The following is a 22,290-nucleotide window of genomic DNA, read 5'->3' on the forward strand; positions in this document are numbered from 1 at the left end:
GCCAAAGGCGCCAAGCTGACGTCATGTTTTCATCGCCAGGTCGAACCTTCGTTACACGGGTCCTCGCGACGGCCTTGCTGGCCTTGACGGTCTCTGTGGCTTTTCCAGTGACTGCTGCCCGCGGGGCCATTGCGGATACATGGTCGTGGCCCATTGCCGCACCATGGCGAATCCAGAGGCCCTACGTTGCGCCCCCCACTCCTTACGGTGTCGGTCACCGGGGTATCGATTTGGTCGCGGCAGTGGACACGCCCGTTCTGGCACCCGCTGCCGGAACCGTCCTCTTTGCGGGCATCGTCGTGGATCGCGGTGTCATCAGTATTGATCACGGCGGGGGTGTGACATCCAGTTATGAGCCGGTGACAGCCGTCGTTCACGCAGGGCAAAGCGTTCAGGCGGGCGACACCATCGGCCACATCACCGGGCTTCACGCAACAGCATCCGAGGCTTGTCCCTGCCTCCACCTAGGAGCACGCATCGACGGGGAATACCTGTCGCCGCTGGCTTTTCTCTCCGCGATTAATCGGGCGGTGCTCCTCCCCTGGCGGGACTAAGAGCGCTGTAGAAACGCTGTCTCGCTTCTACGCACGAGGGTGAGCCTGCGCATAACTGGAGCGCAGCCGCTCGACAGAGACGTGGGTATAGATCTGGGTCGTCCCCATGCTGGCGTGTCCGAGGAGTTCTTGAACGATCCGCAGGTCTGCACCACCGTCGAGCAGGTGAGTCGCTGCCGTGTGGCGTAGAACGTGGGGGCCTGACGGCCCCGACCCCTCCAGCGAGGCGAGAAGATCGGCGACTACTCGATAGACGGCGCGTGTCGTCAGCCGCGCTCCCCGGGCACCCAAAAATAGTGCCCCAGACCGAGGTGTTCCGGAGCCTGAGTCCGATCCAGCATTCATGTCCCCCGTTGAGTGCTCGAGCATGGACAACAGTGCCGTTGCGGCAGGAGCGCCAAAGGGAACCACCCGTTCCTTGGCCCCCTTCCCCAGTACTCTCATCGTTCGCCGCTCAAGGTCGACATCACTGACGTTGAGTCCCACAAGCTCAGAAACGCGGATCCCCGTGGCGTAGAGCACTTCGACAATGGCAAGGTCGCGAACGGCCTGCGGGGAATCCTCGCCCCCTACGCGCAATTGGAGGGAATCAAATAGATCCCGCATCTGAACTTCGGTAATGACGCGCGGCAGGGTGGAATCGGTCTTGGGAGATTTGAGCCGGATACCAGGATCCGTCGACACTAAGCCCATGCGCTTCAGCCACGCCGTAAAACTTCGCGCGGTGGCGGACCGCCTGGCCAAGGTCATCTTCGAAAGCCCCTCACCTGAGCCTTTCCAAAGCCAGTCGCGTAAAAACTCGAGGTTGAGGTTCTCTACGCTTGCGAGTCCTCTGTCTTCAGCGTAATTCAGCAGTGCCGAAGCATCCGTTCGATACGCCTTGACCGTATGGGGTGAATAGGCGCGCTCGGCAGCAAGGTAGACAATGAAGTCGTCTACCGCCTGCTGAAGTTGCATACCTCCACGGTATTGCTTAGTTGGTCAGCGCGGGAATTACGGCGCCGGAGAAAACTTGCCAGGCCAAGAGAGACTTCGCCACGAGACTCAGCGTGATGTACATGCGCTCGCCACGGAGATAGTTGCTCCAGCCGCCGATCTGCTTGTACTGGAGGATTTGATTCACGGCGAACGTGTTGAAGAGAACAAAGAGCGACACGATGATGCCAATGACGAAACCAGGCACTTGCGCCGCCCCCGAAGCCCCGGGCTGGAAAAGGTACACGAATACCAAGATCCAGGGAACGATGCCCACCATCGAGCCAAATACGAAGGGGAGGAATTTGCCGTTGCCGGGAGTTTCGTACTTCTCCTGAAGCGCCCCGAACATGATCATGGCCGCGTTGACCGCGAAAATTGACACGAGGGCGGAGAAGTTATTAATGCCTGTCAGCTGGGCAATCAACCAAATCATGATGGAGGAGCTCAGCGCGTACTCAACCCAACGGAAATAGTTGTGGTTGGCCTTCAACCCGGCGCCATATCGCGCGAAGAACCAGGGCGAGGAAATGAGGAAATGGAAGAAGGCGGACAGTGCCAGGAACGCTACGACGCCAATGCCTAGGTTGATCGAGAAGAGCGTGACCTTCTCCGTCGGAAGCTCCACTCCGGGAGGCCCCGTCATGTAGTCGATCGTGACGCCAAAGACGACCTGCTTGGTCAGCAACGTCAAAACATAACCAAAGACAAGCGCCTGCAACAGGTGAACCGCACCGGCCACAATGTTGTAGACCCGGAGGCGAGAAATCTGCTCGTCATTTGTGTACGTCTTGCGCGCCATCAAGGACTCCTTAGCTCAATTTTGGACTGTCTGAGGTTAGCACCAATAGGGGGTTTACCCACCCTTTTGAGGATCACTGCCACCGTGACGACGCCAGCCCTTGTCACCGCCGACAGCCCGCCCCGTAAGCTCGCACAGCCCTAAGACGCTCTGGACCTGCATCACGGAAAGACCAGCCCGACGAGCGATATCTTCGGCCGAACGCGGTGTTCGCAAACTGAGGGCATCCATGACACGGCGTTCCTCGGGGTCCTCTTGCTCATCTCGTTCGCGCGCCGGAGGCGCAATGTCAAGAGAAAGAAGCTCGAACATTTCCGCAGCGGTGGTGACGAGGATGGCATCCGTTTCACGAAGAAGCCGATGACACCCGGCCGAAGACGCAGACGTTACGGGACCAGGGACCACTCCCAGTGGCCGGCCGAGCGCAGAAGCATGGCCCGCGGTGTTGAGCGATCCGGACCGCCAGCCTGCCTCGATGACGACCGTTGCGGCACTGGCCGCTGCGATTAAACGATTCCGTTGCAAAAACCGCCATTTTGTGGGCGAGGCCCCACAGGGTAGCTCCGAAAGCACAACCCCACTGGCGACAATCCGGTGCAAGAGCGCGTCATGACCGGAAGGATAGAACCGATCTACGCCGCCGGCGAGAAAGGCGACAGTGTTGCCTCCGCTAGCCAGTGCCGAACGGTGCGCCATTCCATCGATGCCGTAGGCCGCCCCCGAGACAACGGTCACTCCTCTGTCCACTAATCCAGCTGCCGCTTCCATCGTGACGTGCTCTCCGTACCCGGTTGACGCCCTTGCCCCCACCACAGCAATCGATCGGGGCAACGTGGCCAATAGCTCGGGAGTCCCCCGAGCCCACAACACATGGGGGGCATGCAATCCAAGGTCGTCGAGACCCTGAGGCCAGAAGGCGTGTGCGGGTGTCAATAGCACGGTGTCAAAGCGCGCCGCCCGTTCGAGGTGTGCGACGGCTTCACGGGCATTCAGCCGCGGTGCCCACCGCTCGAGCCCGGCGCTGATGAGCTGAACAAGTTCTTCGTCGAAGGCTATGCCCAGCGCTGCACCGCCCGCGGTCTGCCCCATCAACCCCATGATGCGCTCGGGATCACACCGTCGGATAAGGGCATCTAAGGCGCCGTTCGCCCCCAGCGCGGTTAGCAACATTCCGGCCATGCGATCACCGGGCTCGGCGATGCCTGAGAACGCCACACGGGCAAACACCTCCGCTGCATCTTCAGCTGTGCTATCGCCGGTGACGGCAGAAACGGCCCGGAGCCGAGTGAGAACATCGGCCTCGTTGAGTCCGCCAAATAACGTGGTGGCTGTGAGGTTCATGGGGTCATTCCTTTGCGAAGGTAGAGGGCACGACCGACTTGGTCAATACCCGGCCGATCAGTGCCATCAAGGTCGGCAATAGTCCATGCCAACTTGAGCACGCGGTCATAGCCGCGCATGGTCAGCCCGCCGCGTTCGAGAGCGCGATCGAGAGAGGCTGTCACGTGCGACGGGAGGCGATTTTCTGGAGAACGAAGGTAGGGACCGGAAACCTGAGCGTTCGTTCGCCACGGCGTTGCCTGCAAACGATCGGCCGTCCGGGCACGGGCGTCAAAAACTCGCTGCCGGGCCTCCCCCGTTGAATACCGTGGCGTCGCATCCAAGCGAAGCGCCACCAGACTCAGGCGCCTCACCCTCAGCTGAATATCAATGCGGTCGGTGAGCGGTCCCGAGAGCCGGGCCAGGTAACGCCGCCTTGCAGACGGAGGACACACACAGTCCGTTTCGTTCGATCCGTAATTGCCGCAGGGACACGGGTTGGCCGCCAGCACCAACTGGAAAGATGCAGGAAATGTGGCTACAGCGTTGGCGCGATGGATGGACACAAGCCCTGATTCCAACGGCTGGCGCAGAGCATCCAAAACTGAGGCGGGAAATTCAGGTGCCTCGTCAAGAAAAAGAACGCCATGACTGGCCCTGGCCGCAGACCCGGGACGAATCATGCCCGAACCGCCACCGATCATGGCTGCTGTGGTCGTGGTGTGATGGGGCGCTTCCCATGGGGGCCTCGTCGGCAAGGCATTGCCCAGAGAATGCCCCACGAGAGAACGAATCGAGGCAACATCGAGGGCCGCGGCCTCACTCAAGTTGGGCAAGATTCCCGGCAGCCTCATGGCCAACATTGTCTTTCCCGCTCCCGGCGGACCTGACATCAGGAGATGATGCCCGCCTGCGGCTGCCACGATGAGGGCTTCGATTGCGTCATTATTTCCGACCACATCTGAGAGATCCAGCGGGTCCTCCTCCTCGGCAACGATGGGATTTTGCGAGAGGAGTGCGGGAAGCTCTACCCATGAGGTCGGGGCAGCGGCACGGGCACCATGGGCCATTGCCGCCTCCCGAAGGGAAGCCACCGGAATCACTGTCATGCCCGGCACAAGGGTGGCCTCGGCGGCATTTGCGATGGGAACCATGATGCGTGTTCGCCCGGAGGCACGGGCCGCAATGACAGCCGGCAGGACCCCTCCTGTGGGCCTCAAGCGGCCATCGAGGGAGAGCTCCCCGATGTGCACGACGTCTTCGATTGAACCGGAATTGAGAACGCCTCCTGCCGCGAGACAGGCGAGCGCAATTCCCAAATCAAACCCAGAGCCACGCTTGGGCAGCGCTGCGGGCGAGAGGTTGACCGTGAGGCGCCGCGGAGCAAGTTTGTACCCGGAGTTGACCACCGCCGAGCGCACTCTTTCGGCGGCCTCTCCCAAGGCCCGATCGGGCAATCCAATCAACGAGAGTCCTGGCAAGCCGTTCGCTAAATCTGCCTCAATTTCGACAATCGTTCCGCTCATTCCAGACAATGCGATGGCATACGTTCGCCCAATGCTCATGCGAACACTGCTTCGAGGTGTTCGATCTGGGGTGCTTCGTGGGGTGGGGAGATAACGGCAATCGCGTCAATTCGAATGTCGCCGCCCGTTTCGGGATGCGCCTCACACCAGGCACCTGCAAGTCTTCGCAATCTGGCAAGTTTTGTGAGCGACAGCGCCTCGAACGGGTGGCCAAAACCAACCCCGGACCTCGTCTTGACCTCGACGAAAACCGTCGTGGCGCCGTCGCGAGCCACGATATCGATTTCGCCTTGCCGGCAACGCCAGTTTCGCTCCACGACGGCGTAACCGCACCGAATGAGGAACTCAACGGCTAATTGTTCACCGGTGCGCCCGAGGGCGTCTTTCTCTGCCATGGTGGCCTCCCACCACCGAGCATCATGGATGCGCGTTCGGGAATGGGCCGGATCAGGAACCCTGCGGAAATGACGCCGTCATGACCCTCTGTGGAGGACATGACGCACACGGCTACTCGTCGAGCGCGAGCTCCTTGGGCAGCTCAAATTCCTTGGAGGATAGCTCTTCAACGTTGACGTCTTTGAACGTCAGAACGCGAACTGATTTCACGAAACGGTCGGCGCGGTAAACATCCCACACCCACACATCGCTCATCGTCAGCTCGAAGTAGAAGTCCGTTTCGGTATCAACGCGTTTGAGGTCAACTTCGTTGGCGAGGTAGAACCGTCGTTCCGTCTCGATCACAAACGAGAACTGCCCCACTACGTCGCGGTATTCGCGATAGAGAGCCAGCTCGGCTTCGCGGTCGTAGTCGTCGAAATCTTCGTCATCCATGGTGACCTAATCCTATTCCGTGCGTCCGGTGGGCGTCTTCACCCAAGTTTTGCGATGGTGGTCGGTGACACCGATGGTGCGAATGGCCTCCATGTGAATGGCCGCTCCATAACCTTTGTTTGAGGCCCAGCCATAGTGCGGATGCGCAGCATCCAATTGCACCATGAGGGCGTCACGTTCAACCTTGGCCACCACGGAGGCCGCTGCCACGGAGGCGCAATCCTGGTCGGCCTTGACCCGAGTGATGACACGTAATTTGCTCGTCAGTGCCGGGTTGAGCCAGTCGTGAGCTCCGTCCAATAACACCGTACTGTCCCCCACAGGGATTCCGGCGGAGTGAAGGGCAATCAGTGCTCTCTTGGCGGCCAGCCCAAGGCACGCAGTTATTCCGAACTCGTCGATCTCTGCCGCGCTGGCAGCCCCCACGGCGGTCGGTGCCCACACCAGCAGAATGGGAGCAAGTTTTTCTCGTTTTGGGGCACTCAACATTTTGGAGTCTCGGAGGCCGGCGGGAAAATCCGTCAGGGAAGCTGTTATGGCACAGACGCCCACCATGACTGGTCCCGCCATGGCCCCGCGACCCACCTCATCAATGCCGATGATGAGGGTTGCTCCGCCAGCAAATAAGCTCGATTCCACGTCGAGGGTGGGGTCACTGACCGGCAGGCGGAACTCCTGAGAACGTATCGGGATAGTTGCTCAACCACGACCAACGGCTCATCGGCCAGCTGATCACAAAGGCGCGCCCCACAACGTCGCTGACGGGGACGAAACCGCCACCAGGTTGATCCGTGTTGTACCGAGAATCCTTAGAGTTGTAGCGATTATCGCCCATGACCCACAAAGATTTCGCGGGGACCGTCACCGAGAAATTAATGCCGGATGCCTTTGTCTCGCCACTGGACAGCTTGATATACGGCTCGGAAATAGGGACACCGTTGACGCTCATCTTGCCGGTCGCGTCACAACAGGTAACGACGTCGCCGGGCAAGCCAATGACACGTTTGATGAGGTGGTCATTACTATCGGGCGACGCGAGGCCGAAGAGCGAAAGCGTCCATTCCGTGGCGGCAACGAGGGGACTCACTGGGGCGGCGACACTGGCCGGAAGCCAGCCGCCGGGATCGCGAAAGACGACGACATCGCCACGTTCGATCGGCACCATGGCGGGAACAAGTTCGTTCACAATAACGCGATCGTCAATAACGAGCGTCTGCTCCATGGAGGCAGACGGGATGAAGAATGACCGCACCAAGAATGTCTTCACGACAAAGGAAACGACGATGGCAATCGCAAAGATCACAAAAACATCCCGCACGAAAAGCCCGAAGGTACGCCAAGGGGAGCGACGAACCGGGTTTACGTGTGACATGGGCTCTTCTTCAACTTTCTCCTTGGACATTCTAGAGGGCCAGACCATGCAAAAAATCCGTGAGCCCACAGAAAAACCCCCGGCAGTTTCCTGTCGGGGGTTTTTCAGATAATGCGTGACTTAGCGGTCGCGCTTTTCCTTGATTTTTGCCTTCTTGCCGCGAAGATCGCGCAAGTAGTAAAGCTTGGCGCGACGAACGTCGCCACGGGTAACGATTTCGATGTGATCGATAACAGGCGAGTGCACGGGGAACTTACGCTCCACCCCAACCTGGAAGCTAACCTTACGAACGGTGAAGGTCTCGCGAACGCTCTCACCGGAGCGGCCGATAACGACGCCCTGAAAGACCTGGATACGAGAGCGCGTGCCCTCGATGATGTTGACGTGAACTTTGACAGTGTCACCGGCGCGGAAGTCGGGAATGTCGTTACGCAGTGTTGGTGCGTCTACGGCGTCAAGAATGTGCATGATTAATCGCTCTCTGTCTCCGCCATAGGTCGAACACGGGTAATAGGTTGTTGATTGGATCGTGCTGATGCGTATTGCTCAAACTCCCCTATGGCAGGGTTTAGCCGCGGCACAATCACTTATCTTGCCACGGAAATGCTCCGCGCACAAAGTCGGGGCGGTTAGGGGAAGAGAAGGTCGGGGCGCACGCGCCTCGTGCGCTCTATCTGCTGCTCGTGACGCCACGTCGAAATGGCTCCATGATTTCCCGAAAGCAATACCGGCGGCACCTCAAGCTCTCGCCAGACGGAAGGTTTCGTGTAACTCGGGTATTCGAGAAGGCCGTTTTCGTGACTTTCTTCAACGAGAGATTCAGGATTTCCGACCATGCCCGGGATGAGGCGACCGACGGCTTCGATCATGGCGAGCGAGGCGACCTCACCACCGTTGAGAACGTAGTCACCCAGGGAAACAAGGCGGACGCGCATCCGTGATGAATAGTAATCAACGACACGTTGGTCGATGCCCTCGTAGCGGCCGCAGGCAAAGATCAATTGATCTTCGTGTGCCAGGTCGCGGGCCATGCCTTGCGTGAACTGCTCACCCGCAGGAGAGGGAACGATCAAGAGGGGGCCACCGGAAGGAACCTCGTCGTGCAAGACGGGGGTTGGTGAACCGGAATCATTAAGGATGCCATCGAGGACGAAGCCCCAGGGCTCCGGCTTCATGACCATGCCGGCCCCGCCGCCATAGGGAGTGTCATCGACGGTGCGATGCTTGTCGTGCGCGCCATCGCGCAGGTCATGAATGTGCGTTTCGATGAGGCCGCTCATGCGGGCTTTGCCCAGCAGTGATACGTCGAGAATGTCGAAGAACTCAGGAAAGATCGTGACGATGTCGATGCGCATTTAGGCCTCGGGGGAATCCTCGGCAGCAGGTTCGGTGCGCGGAGGAGCCGTCGTCGCCAGCAGCTCACTATCGTCGTCTTCGAGTTCCTCGAAGAGCCCCATGGGCGGCGTGAGGGTCACGATGCCTGTTTTCACGTTGACTTCGGGAACGATGGCTTTGACGAAGGGAACCATGACTTCGCCCTTAGCCGTCTTGATTACCAGCAAGTCTTGGGCCGGGAAGTGTTCGACCCGAGCGATGGTACCGACGTCTACCCCGTCACGCACGGCACGCAGGCCGGTGAGCTGGTGGTCGTACCAGGCTTCGGGGTCATCGGGCAAAACGGAGGCGTCGTGCTCGACCCAGAGGATGGCCTTGATGAGCGTCTCGGCCGTGAAACGGTCGGGAACATCCGCAAAGAAAGCTACGGGGCTGGCGTTATACCAGCGCAGTTCGGTGAGCGTGAGGCTCTTGCCGTGCCACAGAGATTCCACGGGAACCTGGAGGGAAAAGACCGCTCCGGGAACGAATCGCTTCTCAGGCTCGTCAGTGTAGAGCTCGACTTTGATGGCGCCTTTAAGCCCGTGGGCTTTCGTCAGGCGGCCGACACGAAGTTGGGTCTGCCGGGGGTCAGCAACCACGACTACGAGTCTGTGTCGACGACGTCAACGCGAACGTTGCGACCGTCTGCAAGAGCATTGACGACGGTTCGGATTGCCTTTGCCGTGCGACCCGAACGGCCGATGACGCGGCCAAGGTCCTCGGGGTTCACATGAACCTCAAGGACCTCGCCACGTGCGTTAGAACGTGCGGCAACCTTAACGTCCTCGGGATTCTCAACGATTCCCTTGACGAGGTGCGAAACGGCTGCTGCCAACATTGTTATTAGGCCTGTTCCTTGCCAGCGGCCTCTTCGGCAGCGGCAACGATTTCTTCGGCTTCGGCTACTGCGTCAGCAGCAACTTCGGCAACAATTTCTTCAACGACAGCCTCTTCCGTGGCTTCGATGATGGCTTCCTCGACGATTGCTTCGGCAAGTTCCTCGACAACAACGTCAACAGCGACTGCTTCAGCAACGGCCTCTTCAGTCTCAACCTCAACCTTGACGGGAGCCTTCTCAGCCTTGGGAACCAAAACTGGCTTCTTCTTGGCGTCGATCTGGAAGACGGGCTTGGGCTCTTTGACCTTGACGGTGCTAACAGCGTTCTTGTCACCCTTGAAGATTCCCCAGTCACCGGTCAACTTCAACAGTGCGGCAACCTGCTCGGTTGGCTGGGCACCAACGCTGAGCCAGTACTGGGCACGGTCGGACTTGACCTCGATGAACGATGGGTTCTCGGTGGGGTGGTACTTGCCAATTTCTTCGATAACACGACCATCGCGCTTGGTGCGTGCGTCGGCTACAACGATGCGGTAATACGGTGCACGGATTTTACCCATGCGCTTCAAACGAATTTTGACAGCCACAATTCTCCTGTGAGTCTAAGTTGGTGAAATGAACTGACGGCCGTGAGCGTGGGGGCACACTCGACAGCAAGCTCTAGGGTTTCGCGCAGTTATCTGATTAGAGGGTCGGATATCAGGCGAACTCGACTTCTTATTCTGGCAGATTACGGGGCAGTTCGCTAATCGGATGCCTCACCGGTATCGTCCTTGCGTCAGCGCCCTCTTCGTCCAACCACCACGATGTCGGTCAGGGAGCAAAATTTGCGACAACCGATTCCAGGCAGCGTGGCAAACCTCTGCAACGCCGGCGGTGCGGGTTACGAGTTGACGCCCCACGTAAAGCGGTGGGTGTGGATGGAGTAATAGGTGAATGTCTCGACTCTGGCGACTCCGGGGATGTCGCGAATTTGCTTGCCGACGACATCAAACATGCGGGCGCTGTCTTCGGCGATGACTTCGACCATAAGGTCGTAGGTGCCGGCTCCAATCACCACGTAAATGACCTCGGGAATCTCACTGAGGGCATCCGCCGCCGTTTCGATATCCCCTTCGACGACGACACCGAGCATGGCCATGTTGTTGTAGCCCAGCTTGAGGGGGTCGGTAACACCAATGACCTGCAGAATGTTGCGTTCTTCCAGCCGGACAACCCGTCGCCTCGCTCCGCCCGGGGTGAGCCCAACAAGTTGTCCGAGTTCTGCGTAGCCGAGCCGTCCATCTTTTTGCAATGCGGCAAGAAGAGTCCGGTCGATGTCATCCAACTTGTCGATGGGCTTATCGATCGGCTTATCGCCGGAGTTTGTTACGTCGTGAGGCGTCATAGAGGGTCCCTTCTTTCGTGCAAGTTCGGCAAATGTGTAATTCTTATAACTGGGTGAGAGGTTTAGTGATGTAAAATCACCACATGCTGAATAATAGTGATTATTCAACACTAATCAAGGAGTTAGCTGTGCCTGTCTACGATTTCTTTGCCGATAACGACCTCGTGCGCCCCGACGTGAGCGTCGATGATGCCGTCGCGATCGGTTCCTCGCTCTTTGGCATCACTGGCACGGCCACCGAATTGGGGAGCCAACAGGACCGGAACTTTCTGATTGAGTCAAACACGGATGGCGCGGTTCAACGTTTTGTGCTCAAGATTCATAATCCCGCTTTTTCCACCGCCGAGCTCCACGCTCAGGAGGAAGGGCTCGATTTCTTGGCCAAACGCGGCATGACAGTGCCCCTCTACGTTCCCGGAATCGACGGGCAGATCCGTCAATCCTGGAATGCTGCGGGTACCTCCCTCCCGGTGCGCTTACTCACTTTTCTCGATGGCCCCTCGCTGCAGTCCCAAGGCTTTCTGGCGCCTGACGTTATCCGCGCGCTTGGCTCCCTCTCCGCAACGGCTGCAGTAAATCTTGCTGATTTCAGTGGTGACGGCCTCGATCGACTCTTGCAATGGGACATGCGTCAGGCCGAGGCAGTGATTGCCCAGCTCGAACATTGGGTGGTGGACGAGGAGCGCCGGGACGCCATTCACGCCTTCACTGCGAGTGCCTCCCAGCGCCTCAGCCCGCTTATGCCCTCGCTTCGTGTACAGGTCATCCATGGTGACATCACAGACGACAATGTCATTTGTGCCGTCGCGCCCAGCGGCCACCGCATCCCGGTGGGGCTCATTGATTTTGGTGACCTGGCACTGGGGTGGCTCGTGGCCGAGCTGGCCGTTACCGTCTCTTCGGTCCTTCCCCACGCGCCCGAGAATCCCTTTGCTGCTCTCGAAGCCATCGTCGCTTTCGACGACATTCTTCCCTTGAGCGACGAAGAGATCTCGGCCCTCTGGCCGCTCGTTACCCTGCGTGGTGCCGTCCTGGCCGTTAGCGGTGCGCAACAGCTCAGCGTGGATGAAGGCAATGATTACGCCAACGACCGCATGCAAGCGGAATGGGACCTCTTTGTTTCGGCCAGCTCGGTGGGCTGGGATGAGGCGGAAGCCGCCATCCGTCATGCCTTAGGTCGCCCACACCGCCGGGAAAACACCCGCGGTTCGTCGGCTACTGTTCTGGGGTCAATCGTTGCGATGATTCCCGGATTGACCAGCGAGACAGCCGAGATTCTGGATTTCTCGGTGACGAGCCCGCTTCTCTCCGGTGGCGCTTGGCTCGGAGAGGGGATCGAGGAGCTTCTTGCGACGGATGCCCTCACCCGGCAACCGTTTGCCGTCGCCGCCTACGGTCAATCACGGCTCACGCGCACTGCGCGTCTCTCCCGTGACGAACCCGAGTCATTCCCCCTCGTCACCGAGGTCTTCTTGGCCCCCGGAACCGCACTCGTGGCGCCACTGGATGCGGTTGTCGCCGTCATTGATGATGACCTCGTCGTGCTTCATACTTCTGCCGGTGAGATTCGGGTCGGCGGTATCTCTTCGGGTCTCGTGGTTGGTTCAGAGATCACCGCGGGGACGGTCCTCGGAACGACTCGCGCGCGAGCAACTGAAAATGCTCGCGTGAGACTGCAGCTCCTCACGTTCGAGAACATGGACGCCCCTCCATTTGTGGGGAAGTCCAGAACAGCAGGCTGGATTCACCTCACCAAAGACCCAGCGGTTTTGCTGGGTCTGACGCCAACTAAGGCCGACCTCTCACCCGAGAAAGAACAGGAACGTCGAGCCGACGTGATGGCGGGCGCACAAGAGAAGTACTACGAGCAGCCGCCGCAAATTGAGCGTGGATGGCAAGAACTTCTCATCGACACGACCGGTCGCGCCTACGTCGACATGGTCAACAACGTCACGTCAATTGGCCATGCGCATCCACGATTCACGCAGGCCATCAGTGACCAGCTGCAGCTCGTCAACACGAACAACCGTTTTCTTTACAAGGCTCTCGCCGACCTGAGCGAGCGCATCGTGGAGGTCTCCCCCGATCCGTCGCTCGACACGGTTCTGCTCGTTAATAGCGGAAGCGAGGCTGTCGACTTGGCCCTGCATCTGGCGAAACTTCACACGCGGCGCACCGGGATCGTCGCCCTACGCGAGGGCTATCACGGCTGGACGGAAGCCTCGGATGCGGTGTCTACCTCCGCCTTCGACAATCCGTTCGCGGTGGCTTCGCGGCCATCCGGAATTCATATCGCCGATATTCCCAATACCTATCGCGGGAAATACACCGGGCCGGACGCCGCTAAACGTTATGCAGAAGACGTCACAACACTTCTCGATTCTGCGGATGGACCGGGAGAGAACCTTGCCGCCTTCATTAGCGAACCCGTTATTGGTAATGCAGGTGGAGTCGTGCCGCCCGAGGGCTACCTTGCGAACGTTTACGAGCAGGTCAGGGCCCGTGGCGGGTTATGTATCGCCGATGAGGTTCAGGTCGGGTACGGCCGTCTGGGTGCTCACTTCTGGGGGGTTCAGCAGCAGGGGGTCGTGCCCGACATTATGACGATGGCGAAGGCGATGGGCAACGGGTATCCGCTCGGGGCCGTCATCACGCGTCGCGACATCGCCGAGTCTCTGGCGCGCGAGGGTAACTTCTTCTCCTCCGCCGGCGGCAGTCCCGTCAGCTGTGTTGCGGGACTCACCGTGCTGAACGTTATTCGAGACGAAGGTCTGCAGGCCAACGCCAAGGCTGTCGGCGAGCGTCTTGCTTCTCGACTCGCTGAGCTCGCCAGTCGGCATGAGATCATCGGGGCCGTTCACGGTATGGGGCTGTACATGGGGATTGAGCTCGTGCGCAACCGCGAGACACAGGAACCTGCCATCGAGGAGACGACCGCCATCTGCGAGCGACTTCTGGCACTCGGCGTCATCATGCAACCAACCTCCGAGCGCCAAAACGTGCTCAAGATCAAACCGCCGATGTGCTTGAGCTTGGCCAGTGCCAACTTCTTCGTCGATGCGCTGGATGAGGTACTCACCGCCGGTTGGTGACGGCCAAGAAGGCCAGCCGTTGGAGTACCAGTGAGGACGTCTGCCTTTAGCGCAGAGGTACCATGTGGGCCGCGAAGTATTCCTCAATCTCGGCTCGTGCGGTGAGCGGGAAGATTCCCGAGACATATTGATCGGGGCGAACCACCACGATGACGCCCTGGCGGTCAATACCGCGTTCGGCAAAAATATCCCGGCCATGACCAGAAGCAAAGATGTTGTTGATATCAATGATCTCTAAGGGAACTTTGACGGGCTTGAACACATCCGGAACCGGCCCGGGTTCGACCTCGGTGTAATCCTGTTGATAGATCACCTTCGTGTCGAAGACCGCATCATCATCTCCTCCGACAGGGGTGTACTTCACGAGCGGAGAAGAGGCATTTGTCTTCCACCACTCCGCAAAATCAGCGGTGGGCGTTCCGGTCAGTGCGGGGGCTGCGGGGTCGGCGAAAACGTACACGCGCCAGCGACCATCCGCTTCGTGAAGGTGACCCAGTTGACGCCATCGGTTATCTGCGCGCCGAATCACTTCGGTCGACTTGAAACGCTTGCCGATGGGGAAACCTGTTGCGAGCGCCTGGTGTTCTACCCCTGTGGTGATCAAATTCTCGGGGTACTGCGTCATGAATCCCATGGGGAACTCAATGGTTGATTCGTAGAAGAGAGCCAGACCCTTTGGGTCCTCCCACTCGTCGACGGGGCGCGCCATCAACGTCGACCATTCCTTATCGAAGTCAATGAGGTTCTGCGCAATAACTTTGCGTTCCGATGAGTACGTGTCAAGCAAGGACTCCGGGGCGCGACCTTCGAGCACCGCCGCGAGCTTCCACGAAAGGTTCCAGCCGTCTTGGATAGAGACATTCATCCCCTGGCCGGCTTTGGCTGAATGGGTGTGACAGGCATCCCCCATGATGAAGGCGTGAGGGTGCTGGGTGCCGACTTTGTCTGCGGGCACGTCATCAAAACCATCGGTGACACGGTGGGCAACCTCGTAGACCGACCACCAGGTGATGCCCTTCACGTCCAACGTATAAGGAGCAAGAATCTTGTTGGCTTGAGCAATGATCGCTGCCTGGCTAGTGTTTCGAATCTCGCCCGGGTTGCCTTCGTCGAGATCGCCTAGGTCGACATAGAGTCGCGAGAGGTAGCCACCCTCGCGAGGGATGAGCATGATGTTGCCGGCGCTATGGGACTGGATGGAGCACTTGACTTGAAAGTCAGGGAAATCGGTGTTGCAAAGAACGTCCAACACGCCCCACGCATGCATCGAGGCATCGCCGAGGAGCTTGTGGCCGAGCGAGGTTCGCACGCGGCTTCGTGCCCCATCGCCGCCGACAACGTACTTCGCTCGGACCGTGCGCTCTTCGCCCGTTCGTGAGCCGGCGCTGTAGCGAACCTGCACCGCCACAGGGTATTCATTGTCGTTGTCGATTGTCATGTCGACAAATTCAATTCCGTAGTCGGGCGTGACTCGACCCGGTGCTCGCTCGGCGTCGCGCAGGAAATAGTCCAATACGCGAGATTGGTTGACATAGATGTGCGGAAATTCACTGTAGCCGTGGTCATCGTCGGGTACCCGATCCGTGCGGATGATCTCTTCGGGCTTCTCAGGGTTGGGTTTCCAGAAGCACATTTCAACGTTGCGGTATGCCTCGTCGACAATCTCGTTTGCGAAGCCGAATGCCTGAAAAGTTTCGACCGAACGCGCCTGAATTCCATCCGCCTGCCCTTGTTCGAGTCTTCCTGCGCGCTGTTCGATAGCGCGCACGTTGATGCTCGGGAAGCGTGAGAGCTGGGCAATGACGGCAACCGCTGCCGGACCGGTGCCCACGACGAGGACATCCATCGTGTCCGGCAGTTCTGCTGACCGCTTGATGCCGTAGCCTGCCGCGGGCTTGATTCGCGGATCTGCAGAGACATAACCACGTTCATGAATTTGCATGTTGGGGGCTCCTCGTTGAGTCGACTCTCTTGTATTCTCTATAAATGAGACACTATGGTGAATATAGATACAACTTTACCGGCAGTTTTCTGCAGATGCAATAAAAATAGACGTCAAACGGAGCTCAGAGACAACAATGAATCCTTCACAAATTGAACCCGATGGTGGCTCACAGACGCTCTCACGCGGATTACGCGTTTTGGAGATCATTGGGAAGTCCGACGTACCGCTGAGCGTGGCGGCCCTGGCCGAAGAACTCAGCATTCACCGTTCCATGGTGTACCGACTCATCAAGACTCTCGAACAACACGGTTTCGTCAGGAAAAGTCCTACCGGCGGGCTGGTGCTGGGGATGCGCATTTCTTCTCTGGCACGCGGGGTCTTGCAGAGTTTGCAGGATGCCGCGGCGCCGGAACTTGCGGCGCTTGCAGAAGAACTCGAAATGACCGCTTTTCTTGTCTCCTACGATGGCGAATCGGCAGTAACGCTTCGCAGCGCCGAACCCCTGAATGCACAAACCACCGTCGCTAAGAAGCCCGGAACGCGACACTCCGTTGACCGTGGCGCGCCAGGGCATGTGATCCGCTCCCAACTGGATCCGACCATCTACCCCGCCCAGCGCTTCGAATCCAGCCAGGACGAGGTGCTGCCGGGAATTGCCTCCATCGCTGTTCCCCTCGTGATCGCCGGCAACCCGCCATCGGCCTTAGCAGTCATCTACCTTCCCCACGCAGTTGATGCGGAACAGATTGCAGAAGCGCTCACCGCTGCGGCGACGCGCATCGTGGTTGCCGTAGGCGGCTAAAAGATAGCTTCAGAATCGCTGTGAATCCCCCCGGGGAATTCACAAATGAGAGATAGCGATATATCGTTAACATCTAGATTAAGTGGATTGAGGACGACATGAACGATTCTTGGAAGAAGACCTCCCCCGCCGACTGGTCCGTGGCGTCAGCGTGGCAAACCCTCGAAGATCTCGGAGGACATTTCAAGCGCAATGTCGACATTCGCATGAAACGTGGCGACGTTCGCTCCTCCATTATTCGTCTGCTTCACGAGTCCCCCATGCACGGCTACCAAATCATCCACGAGATTGAATCTCGCAGTGGTGGGGTCTGGAAGCCCAGTCCCGGCTCGGTCTACCCCACCCTTCAACTGTTGGCAGACGAGGGCCTGATTGAAGCCCACGAATCCGATGGCCGCCGCACATACTCCCTCACTGCAACCGGGATCGAGGTTGCCGAAGCTGAGGCAAAGTCACCGGCCCCCTGGCTCACCGGAAGTGAACGCCCGACGGGCCCGCGAGGCACCCTGGCAAAGTCTGGCGTAAAAATTGCCAAAGCCGCAGCCGAGGTTGCCCGCACAGGCTCGACGGAACAGATGGCCAGCGCTGCTGTCATTCTCGATGACGCGTCGTCCGCGTTATCGAAACTTTTGTCGCAGAATTAAGGGGTGTCTAAACCCAACTACGCGGTGGCAAGCGAACCGATAAGTGCAAGACTCGCGCGAGCCCGCTACCAACGCATCCTGCGCTTTGCGTCACGACACTTGGCCTCAATCTGGTGGTACGAGCTCGTGTTGCCACGGGTGGGGTTGCGCGTCATAGCGAACCGCACGCGACAGCGGCGACTGCGCACCATTGCCCGAAGTTTTCAGCACCTTGCTCTCGACCTCAGCGGTCTGCTCATCAAGCTTGGTCAATTCATGTCCACGCGCCTGGATCTCCTTCCGGTTGAGATAACGCGCGAGCTTGAGGGACTTCAGGATGAGGTTCCGCCCGTTGCATTCGACATCATTCGGGATGCCATTGAAAGCGAACTGAGAATGCCCTTGGCCAAGATTTTCAGCTCGATTGACCCCGTTCCGCTCGCCGCCGCCTCGCTAGGGCAGGTACATCGCGCTGTGCTCAGCCCTGCGGAAGCGGCAGATGCCGGCTTTCAGAATGTGGTCATCAAAGTCCAGCGGCCGGGAATTGACGCAATCGTCGACGTAGATCTTGCCGCCCTCCGTCGCGTTGCGGGCTGGCTCAGCCGCATTAGCTTGATTAATCGCCGAGCAGACGTACCGGCACTGATGGATGAGTTTGCCGCCACCTGCCGCGAAGAGATCGACTACCTCAATGAGGGCGCCAACGCCGAGCGCTTCTCCCTGAACTTCGCTGACAATCCTCGCGTTCGTGTGCCTGACGTGATCTGGGAGCGCTCCACCAGGCGAGTGCTGACGCAAGAAGATGTCACGGCAATCAAGATCACTGATCTCGCGGCGCTGCGCGCTGCCGGTATCGACCCAGCCGACGTAGCGAACGAATTTGCCGCCGTCATGTTTGACCAGGTGTTTCTTCACGGGTTCTTCCACGCCGACCCCCATCCCGGCAATGTTTTCATTGAAGCCCTCTCTGCAACCAGCGGCTCAGACGCTGGCTCAGACGTTGACTCAGATGCCGTCGCGGGTGCCGTTTCGTGGCGCATGAACTTCATCGACTTCGGCATGATGGGCGAAGTTCCCGCCAGCTTGGGTAAGGCACTGAGAATAACAGTCATTGCAGCGGCAACGCGCGATGGCGCTGGCATGGTCGAAGGCATGCGTGAAATTGGCGTGCTGCTGCCCTCCGTCGACACCATTGAACTCGAGCGGGCACTCAGCAAAGTCTTTGACCGCTTTGGCGGCGTGAGTTTCGTCGAATTGCAAACGGTTGATCCCCGGGAATTCAGAGCCTTTGCCACTGACTTCTCCGAGATCATCCGGGCCCTGCCGTTCCAGTTCCCCGAGAACTTTTTGCTCGTCGTGCGGGCCATCTCCCTCACCTCGGGGGTGTGCAGTTCGGTGAATCCTCAGTTCAACATTTGGAACGCGATCGAGCCCTACTCGGGCAAACTCATTCGGGCTGAGGGCGGCAATGTTGTGCAGGCCTTCCTCAAGGACGGGCTGTCCTCACTGGGGCTGCTGGCACGCCTCCCCAAGCGCCTCGACTCTGTGATTACGCGCGCTGAATTGGGGCAGCTCTCCATTCGCAACCCCGAACTCGAAAGGCGAACCTCAGCGCTCGCTCGAACCGTGCGGCAATTAATTTCCGCTGTGTTCTTCGGAGTTCTGTTCATCGCCGGCATCATCGAGCTGGAGCACAACAGTGTGATGAGTCTCTGGCTTTTCATCATCTCGAGCATCCCGCTGGCTCACGCCACATTGGCCGGAGTCATTGCGCGACAGGGGCCTTTGCCCTAGAGCGCATCATCGGTAATATTCATCGTTCTTCTGAATGATGCAGCGCGATACGTAAACAATTGGCTCACTGATCAGTTCAACCCCCATCAACAGAAGCACATTCGTAATTCGACCGGTTCGGCCGTTTCCATCCGCGAATGGATGGATGGCCGCGAACTGATTGCGAGAAAGGCTCTTGCGACGGCAATGAAGGATTACCTCTTGACAGACCTTCCACTCCCCCGCCGAAGCTTTCGCGCGCCTTAGGGAAGAATGACGTACGCGCTCACAGTTGAGGTGTTTCCGCCGAAGTCCGTCACGTTAAGTTCGATGTAGAGCGATGTGCCCGGGGCGAGGCGGACAAATTCGTACCGCAGTGACGGTAGGTCGGCATACAGGCCATAATCACTCGTGGCCAACCACTCTTCAGTTCCGTCCTCGAGAATGTTAAGTACCTCGGGCACGATGATGCCGTCGGGATCGGTGGTGAGCTCACCATAGGTGCCGAGATCGGCGTTGAAGGCGTAGTACGTCTCCGTGAGAACCTCCTGCGTCTCAGCGTCGGTCGTGATCGACAAGAGCACGTCCTGGTAGATGTCGCCGCCGACACCATTTGGCGCGTAATAGGCCATCGGTACGGTGATGGTCGTGACTCCCGCCACCTTGTCAGTTAAGAGCTTCAGGTAGGCGTTGACCGTGTCGGTGTCATCGCTGATCGTCATGGTCGTCAGGTCGAAGTAGCCTTTCGCTACACCGGAGCCGTCCGTCGAAAAGGAGGCCTCCTCCTGCCCTAGGAACGTGATCGAGCCATCCGTTTCGACCAGACCATATCGAATGCTCGCCGCCGCCAGGTTGTCGGCGGACGCGAATGGTGCCGAAATATACAGGCCGTCGTCGGCGAAGGTGACCTCGCCAGCTGCGGTGGTGAATTGCGCCCGTTTGTTTGCCGGGATGCTTTTACCGGCTCCGTAATAAGAGGTGAGGAAGGCGCCCCAGCCGCCGGTGGGATCGAGGTCGAGGTATTCCGCGGCGAAGTAGTCCTGCTGGGGCGGGAAGTAGATGGCCAGCCCGGTGGCGCCGAGCGTGGCAATCCCGTCTACCTTGTCGAGTACGGCATCGTTGATGGAACGCACGAGGGCATCGGCGGCCTCTGAGACGTCGAGCGCTTTTACACCGATTTCTCCGGCCAGGATGCCGAGGTCAGTCATGTGACTGTCCTGGGATGGATCCGCACTCCGTCCGAAGCCGAGCGTGCTGGCCAGGCTTACGCCGACGATCGGGGCCACCGCCGAGCCGCGTTGGACGAGCGCGGCGCTGAACTTCGCGAGGGCCTCGTCTACGGCGGGCATCCGGGCCAGGTCGACCAGAGACAGCGTGATCGACTCTTCATTGCCTTCGGCGGCGGCTTGGGCCGCAAATCCGTTCAGCAGCGCCCTGCCGAGGGTCGGCCCATCGACCGGCTCACTGGCCGTGGCAAGTGCAGCGTAGTCCCAGCCATGACCGGGTTCAAGGTCCTGCGATGCGAGCAGCAGGTCGGCGCGCGGCGCAAGCGTGCTTGCAACCTCATAGGTGGCCATGAGACACGCATCAAACCCGAGAAGGTCGAGTTTGTCGACTCCGGCAGCGGCGAGGCCGGAGGCCAGGGCGGCATCGATTTCGGCGAGGGTGAGCAGATCGGAGTCGCTGGACTCGTCACCCCCTACGCCCGGCCACGATGAGCCGTGGTCCGAAATGATCAGGGCATAGTTATCGGCAGGGTACTTTGCGATTCCACGGGTGATGAAATCGGCCAGCACGGCAGGGTCGCCGGTGTTGATGTCGCCGAGGTCTTCTAATTCGGTCGCCGACCCTTTGTTGATCTCGAGGAGTTTCCCCCCGGTCCAGTCATCCAGGCCCAGCACGGAATCAGAACTGTAGTCCGCTGCGCGGTCTACCAGGGCGATGATGCTGAGGTTCTCATTGGAACCAACCTTGCCCATCTCATCGATGTCGTCCATCATTGACGGTTCGAGGTCGGTGTCAGCGATGGAGTAGGTGAGCACGGTCCAGCTGCCCGTGCCTTTGGGTGTGGCGTCCGTCTTCACTCCAAGACTGCATGCGCTGACACTCACAAGGATGAGACCCACGGTCAGCACGCCACCGACTTTACGTCGAGCCGATTGGGGCGTCATCCCAGCCCGACATGCGGGATGCCGGCGGTGAGTACGGCAGCGACGAGGAAAATGACGATCCCGGTGGCCATTAGCACGACCTGCACTCGAACTTGACGCACCACGGCCGCAATTCCAAGGAGAAAAAGCGAGATGGCCATGAGCACCGTGTTGAGCGTGAGGCGGTCGCTGAGGTTATTGAAGGCGTCCCCCTGCGCGAGCATGGCCACCGCTTCGGCCTTGGTATCAGACCAGCCGGAGAAGAGGAAGTCCTGGTAATCCGGGTTGTCCTGAGGGTTGTGATAAATCTTTGCGTCGAGGATGTCCTCGGCCTCGCCCCACGCAATGGCAGCGCCAAACTCCTCAGAGACCGACATGAACGTGAGCTCGTCGATCTTGGCGCTAGCATCTTGAGCCAGCACAGCATCGGCACTGTTAGTCTCGATCGCCAGCTCGCTAAGCCGGTTCAGAACCTGCGTGTCCTGGATGAACTGCTGGTTGCCTTCGAGGTAGAGCGATTCCGCCTGGGTCGAGAGGTTGGTCCCCTTTGTGTAACTGGCTGCCATCTGGCTGTCGTAAAGCGCCGCCTGAAAAGATGCATAGGCCGTGGCGATAGAGATCAGGCCGAGGAGCACCGCAATCACGAGATCAAGGTTGCCGAAGAAAAAATTGCGTCGCGGCTTGCTGCCGGCGGTGGTGGTTTCGGACACAGGGGCCCCCTTTATTGATCTGAACGCGCTTCGTAGCCTATACCGGGGGTTGGGCTGCTACGGGAATGTCGTTTGGGCCTTCCTGAAGGACGGACTGGCATCCCTGGGGTTGCAGACACGCTTGCCCAAGAGCCTCGCGTTGAGGCGAGCGAGAGCCTCAACAAGAGTCTGCATTTCATGATGACGCACGATGAGCTCAAGAACTCCCCTGGC

At 59.1% G+C, this 22,290-nt stretch carries 23 protein-coding genes; 5 read left to right on the forward strand and 18 right to left on the reverse strand.

Translation table 11 applies throughout. The features are described 5' to 3' along the window. The first annotated feature begins 23 nt into the window (after positions 1–23). Positions 24–554: a M23 family metallopeptidase gene (locus tag FB555_RS04760; RefSeq protein WP_182484331.1), complete on the forward strand. Its 531-nt coding sequence runs from the start codon at positions 24–26 to the stop codon at positions 552–554. Between the two features lie 27 nt (positions 555–581). Here FB555_RS04760 and FB555_RS04765 read toward each other — a convergent pair whose 3' ends face one another. The 14 genes from FB555_RS04765 to FB555_RS04830 all read right to left on the reverse strand — a co-directional run bounded on the left by FB555_RS04765 (position 582) and on the right by FB555_RS04830 (position 10,982). Further along, positions 582–1,511 carry a tyrosine recombinase XerC gene (locus FB555_RS04765; RefSeq protein WP_182484332.1) on the reverse strand — a complete coding sequence of 310 codons (930 nt, stop codon included), beginning with the start codon at positions 1,509–1,511 and terminating at the stop codon, positions 582–584. A 16-nt stretch (positions 1,512–1,527) separates the two neighbouring features. Then, positions 1,528–2,331, reverse strand: coding sequence for a heliorhodopsin HeR (heR, locus tag FB555_RS04770; protein WP_182484333.1), 804 nt, complete (start codon positions 2,329–2,331; stop codon positions 1,528–1,530). A gap of 54 nt (positions 2,332–2,385) precedes the next feature. Further along, a complete protein-coding gene (gene dprA / locus FB555_RS04775; protein ID WP_182484334.1) occupies positions 2,386–3,672 on the reverse strand; it encodes a DNA-processing protein DprA in 1,287 nt (428 codons plus the stop codon). After that, positions 3,669–5,216 carry a YifB family Mg chelatase-like AAA ATPase gene (locus tag FB555_RS04780; protein WP_182484335.1) on the reverse strand — a complete coding sequence of 516 codons (1,548 nt, stop codon included), beginning with the start codon at positions 5,214–5,216 and terminating at the stop codon, positions 3,669–3,671. Before FB555_RS04780 ends, dprA begins: the two co-directional genes overlap by 4 nt. Further along, on the reverse strand, positions 5,213–5,572 hold the full coding sequence (locus FB555_RS04785) for a YraN family protein (RefSeq protein ID WP_182484336.1): 360 nt from the start codon (positions 5,570–5,572) through the stop codon (positions 5,213–5,215). The genes FB555_RS04780 and FB555_RS04785 overlap by 4 nt, the downstream gene beginning before the upstream one ends. A gap of 112 nt (positions 5,573–5,684) precedes the next feature. Beyond that, a complete protein-coding gene (locus FB555_RS04790) occupies positions 5,685–6,008 on the reverse strand; it encodes a DUF2469 family protein (protein ID WP_182484337.1) in 324 nt (107 codons plus the stop codon). Between the two features lie 12 nt (positions 6,009–6,020). Beyond that, entirely contained in the window at positions 6,021–6,647 is a 627-nt protein-coding gene (locus FB555_RS04795; protein WP_425485594.1) for a ribonuclease HII, read from the reverse strand. Between the two features lie 13 nt (positions 6,648–6,660). Then, positions 6,661–7,380: a signal peptidase I gene (lepB, locus tag FB555_RS04800; protein ID WP_246323601.1), complete on the reverse strand. Its 720-nt coding sequence runs from the start codon at positions 7,378–7,380 to the stop codon at positions 6,661–6,663. 120 nt (positions 7,381–7,500) lie between these two features. Further along, positions 7,501–7,848, reverse strand: a complete 348-nt coding sequence (gene rplS, locus FB555_RS04805) for a 50S ribosomal protein L19 (protein ID WP_182484338.1) — start codon at positions 7,846–7,848, stop codon at positions 7,501–7,503. Positions 7,849–8,009: 161 nt separating this feature from the next. Further along, positions 8,010–8,735, reverse strand: coding sequence for a tRNA (guanosine(37)-N1)-methyltransferase TrmD (gene trmD / locus FB555_RS04810; RefSeq protein ID WP_182484339.1), 726 nt, complete (start codon positions 8,733–8,735; stop codon positions 8,010–8,012). Beyond that, positions 8,736–9,356, reverse strand: a complete 621-nt coding sequence (rimM, locus tag FB555_RS04815; RefSeq protein WP_182484340.1) for a ribosome maturation factor RimM — start codon at positions 9,354–9,356, stop codon at positions 8,736–8,738. A gap of 2 nt (positions 9,357–9,358) precedes the next feature. Then, positions 9,359–9,595, reverse strand: a complete 237-nt coding sequence (locus tag FB555_RS04820; RefSeq protein WP_182484341.1) for an RNA-binding protein — start codon at positions 9,593–9,595, stop codon at positions 9,359–9,361. 5 nt (positions 9,596–9,600) lie between these two features. Continuing rightward, positions 9,601–10,182 carry a 30S ribosomal protein S16 gene (gene rpsP / locus FB555_RS04825; RefSeq protein ID WP_182484342.1) on the reverse strand — a complete coding sequence of 194 codons (582 nt, stop codon included), beginning with the start codon at positions 10,180–10,182 and terminating at the stop codon, positions 9,601–9,603. A 296-nt stretch (positions 10,183–10,478) separates the two neighbouring features. Beyond that, positions 10,479–10,982 (reverse strand): Lrp/AsnC family transcriptional regulator, encoded by a 504-nt coding sequence (locus FB555_RS04830; protein WP_220475834.1) that lies wholly within the window; start codon positions 10,980–10,982, stop codon positions 10,479–10,481. Between the two features lie 128 nt (positions 10,983–11,110). On the opposite strand from FB555_RS04830, the gene FB555_RS04835 reads away from it, so the two are divergent. Continuing rightward, positions 11,111–14,074 (forward strand): aminotransferase, encoded by a 2,964-nt coding sequence (locus FB555_RS04835; protein WP_182484343.1) that lies wholly within the window; start codon positions 11,111–11,113, stop codon positions 14,072–14,074. A gap of 46 nt (positions 14,075–14,120) precedes the next feature. Here FB555_RS04835 and FB555_RS04840 read toward each other — a convergent pair whose 3' ends face one another. After that, positions 14,121–16,016 carry an FAD-dependent monooxygenase gene (locus FB555_RS04840; RefSeq protein WP_182484344.1) on the reverse strand — a complete coding sequence of 632 codons (1,896 nt, stop codon included), beginning with the start codon at positions 16,014–16,016 and terminating at the stop codon, positions 14,121–14,123. A 136-nt stretch (positions 16,017–16,152) separates the two neighbouring features. Between FB555_RS04840 and FB555_RS04845 the strand changes: the two genes are divergently transcribed. From FB555_RS04845 to FB555_RS04855, 3 genes are all read left to right on the forward strand, one after another. Further along, the gene (locus FB555_RS04845) at positions 16,153–16,821 is read left to right on the forward strand and encodes an IclR family transcriptional regulator (RefSeq protein ID WP_182484345.1); all 669 of its coding nucleotides are present in this window, start codon (positions 16,153–16,155) and stop codon (positions 16,819–16,821) included. Between the two features lie 98 nt (positions 16,822–16,919). After that, positions 16,920–17,465 carry a PadR family transcriptional regulator gene (locus FB555_RS04850; RefSeq protein ID WP_182484346.1) on the forward strand — a complete coding sequence of 182 codons (546 nt, stop codon included), beginning with the start codon at positions 16,920–16,922 and terminating at the stop codon, positions 17,463–17,465. A 3-nt stretch (positions 17,466–17,468) separates the two neighbouring features. Further along, positions 17,469–19,238 (forward strand): ABC1 kinase family protein, encoded by a 1,770-nt coding sequence (locus FB555_RS04855; RefSeq protein WP_343046407.1) that lies wholly within the window; start codon positions 17,469–17,471, stop codon positions 19,236–19,238. Positions 19,239–19,244: 6 nt separating this feature from the next. On the opposite strand, the gene FB555_RS04860 is transcribed toward FB555_RS04855, so the two are convergent. The 3 genes from FB555_RS04860 to FB555_RS04870 are packed head-to-tail and all read right to left on the reverse strand — an operon-like array spanning position 19,245 to position 22,077. Further along, complete coding sequence (locus FB555_RS04860) at positions 19,245–19,433, reverse strand: Fic family protein (RefSeq protein ID WP_182484528.1); 189 nt, start codon at positions 19,431–19,433, stop codon at positions 19,245–19,247. A gap of 47 nt (positions 19,434–19,480) precedes the next feature. Continuing rightward, complete coding sequence (locus FB555_RS04865; RefSeq protein WP_182484347.1) at positions 19,481–21,388, reverse strand: clostripain-related cysteine peptidase; 1,908 nt, start codon at positions 21,386–21,388, stop codon at positions 19,481–19,483. Then, positions 21,385–22,077, reverse strand: a complete 693-nt coding sequence (locus FB555_RS04870) for a zinc-binding metallopeptidase family protein (protein WP_182484348.1) — start codon at positions 22,075–22,077, stop codon at positions 21,385–21,387. The genes FB555_RS04865 and FB555_RS04870 overlap by 4 nt, the downstream gene beginning before the upstream one ends. Positions 22,078–22,290: the final 213 nt, after the last annotated feature.

Origin of the sequence: Alpinimonas psychrophila, assembly GCF_014137865.1 — a bacterium.
Taxonomy (GTDB): domain Bacteria; phylum Actinomycetota; class Actinomycetes; order Actinomycetales; family Microbacteriaceae; genus Alpinimonas; species Alpinimonas psychrophila.

Excerpts from the sequence above, each read along its gene's own strand:
- FB555_RS04785 (WP_182484336.1), bottom strand. The coding sequence starts at position 5,572 with ATGGCAGAGAAAGACGCCCTCGGGCGCACCGGTGAACAATTAGCCGTT.
- FB555_RS04760 (WP_182484331.1), top strand. The coding sequence starts at position 24 with ATGTTTTCATCGCCAGGTCGAACCTTCGTTACACGGGTCCTCGCGACG.
- rplS (WP_182484338.1), bottom strand. The coding sequence starts at position 7,848 with ATGCACATTCTTGACGCCGTAGACGCACCAACACTGCGTAACGACATT.
- FB555_RS04820 (WP_182484341.1), bottom strand. The coding sequence starts at position 9,595 with ATGTTGGCAGCAGCCGTTTCGCACCTCGTCAAGGGAATCGTTGAGAAT.
- FB555_RS04765 (WP_182484332.1), bottom strand. The coding sequence starts at position 1,511 with ATGCAACTTCAGCAGGCGGTAGACGACTTCATTGTCTACCTTGCTGCC.
- FB555_RS04850 (WP_182484346.1), top strand. The coding sequence starts at position 16,920 with ATGAACGATTCTTGGAAGAAGACCTCCCCCGCCGACTGGTCCGTGGCG.
- FB555_RS04840 (WP_182484344.1), bottom strand. The coding sequence starts at position 16,016 with ATGCAAATTCATGAACGTGGTTATGTCTCTGCAGATCCGCGAATCAAG.
- trmD (WP_182484339.1), bottom strand. The coding sequence starts at position 8,735 with ATGCGCATCGACATCGTCACGATCTTTCCTGAGTTCTTCGACATTCTC.
- heR (WP_182484333.1), bottom strand. The coding sequence starts at position 2,331 with ATGGCGCGCAAGACGTACACAAATGACGAGCAGATTTCTCGCCTCCGG.
- FB555_RS04780 (WP_182484335.1), bottom strand. The coding sequence starts at position 5,216 with ATGAGCATTGGGCGAACGTATGCCATCGCATTGTCTGGAATGAGCGGA.
- dprA (WP_182484334.1), bottom strand. The coding sequence starts at position 3,672 with ATGAACCTCACAGCCACCACGTTATTTGGCGGACTCAACGAGGCCGAT.
- lepB (WP_246323601.1), bottom strand. The coding sequence starts at position 7,380 with ATGTCACACGTAAACCCGGTTCGTCGCTCCCCTTGGCGTACCTTCGGG.
- FB555_RS04790 (WP_182484337.1), bottom strand. The coding sequence starts at position 6,008 with ATGGATGACGAAGATTTCGACGACTACGACCGCGAAGCCGAGCTGGCT.
- FB555_RS04845 (WP_182484345.1), top strand. The coding sequence starts at position 16,153 with ATGAATCCTTCACAAATTGAACCCGATGGTGGCTCACAGACGCTCTCA.
- FB555_RS04865 (WP_182484347.1), bottom strand. The coding sequence starts at position 21,388 with ATGACGCCCCAATCGGCTCGACGTAAAGTCGGTGGCGTGCTGACCGTG.
- FB555_RS04830 (WP_220475834.1), bottom strand. The coding sequence starts at position 10,982 with ATGACGCCTCACGACGTAACAAACTCCGGCGATAAGCCGATCGATAAG.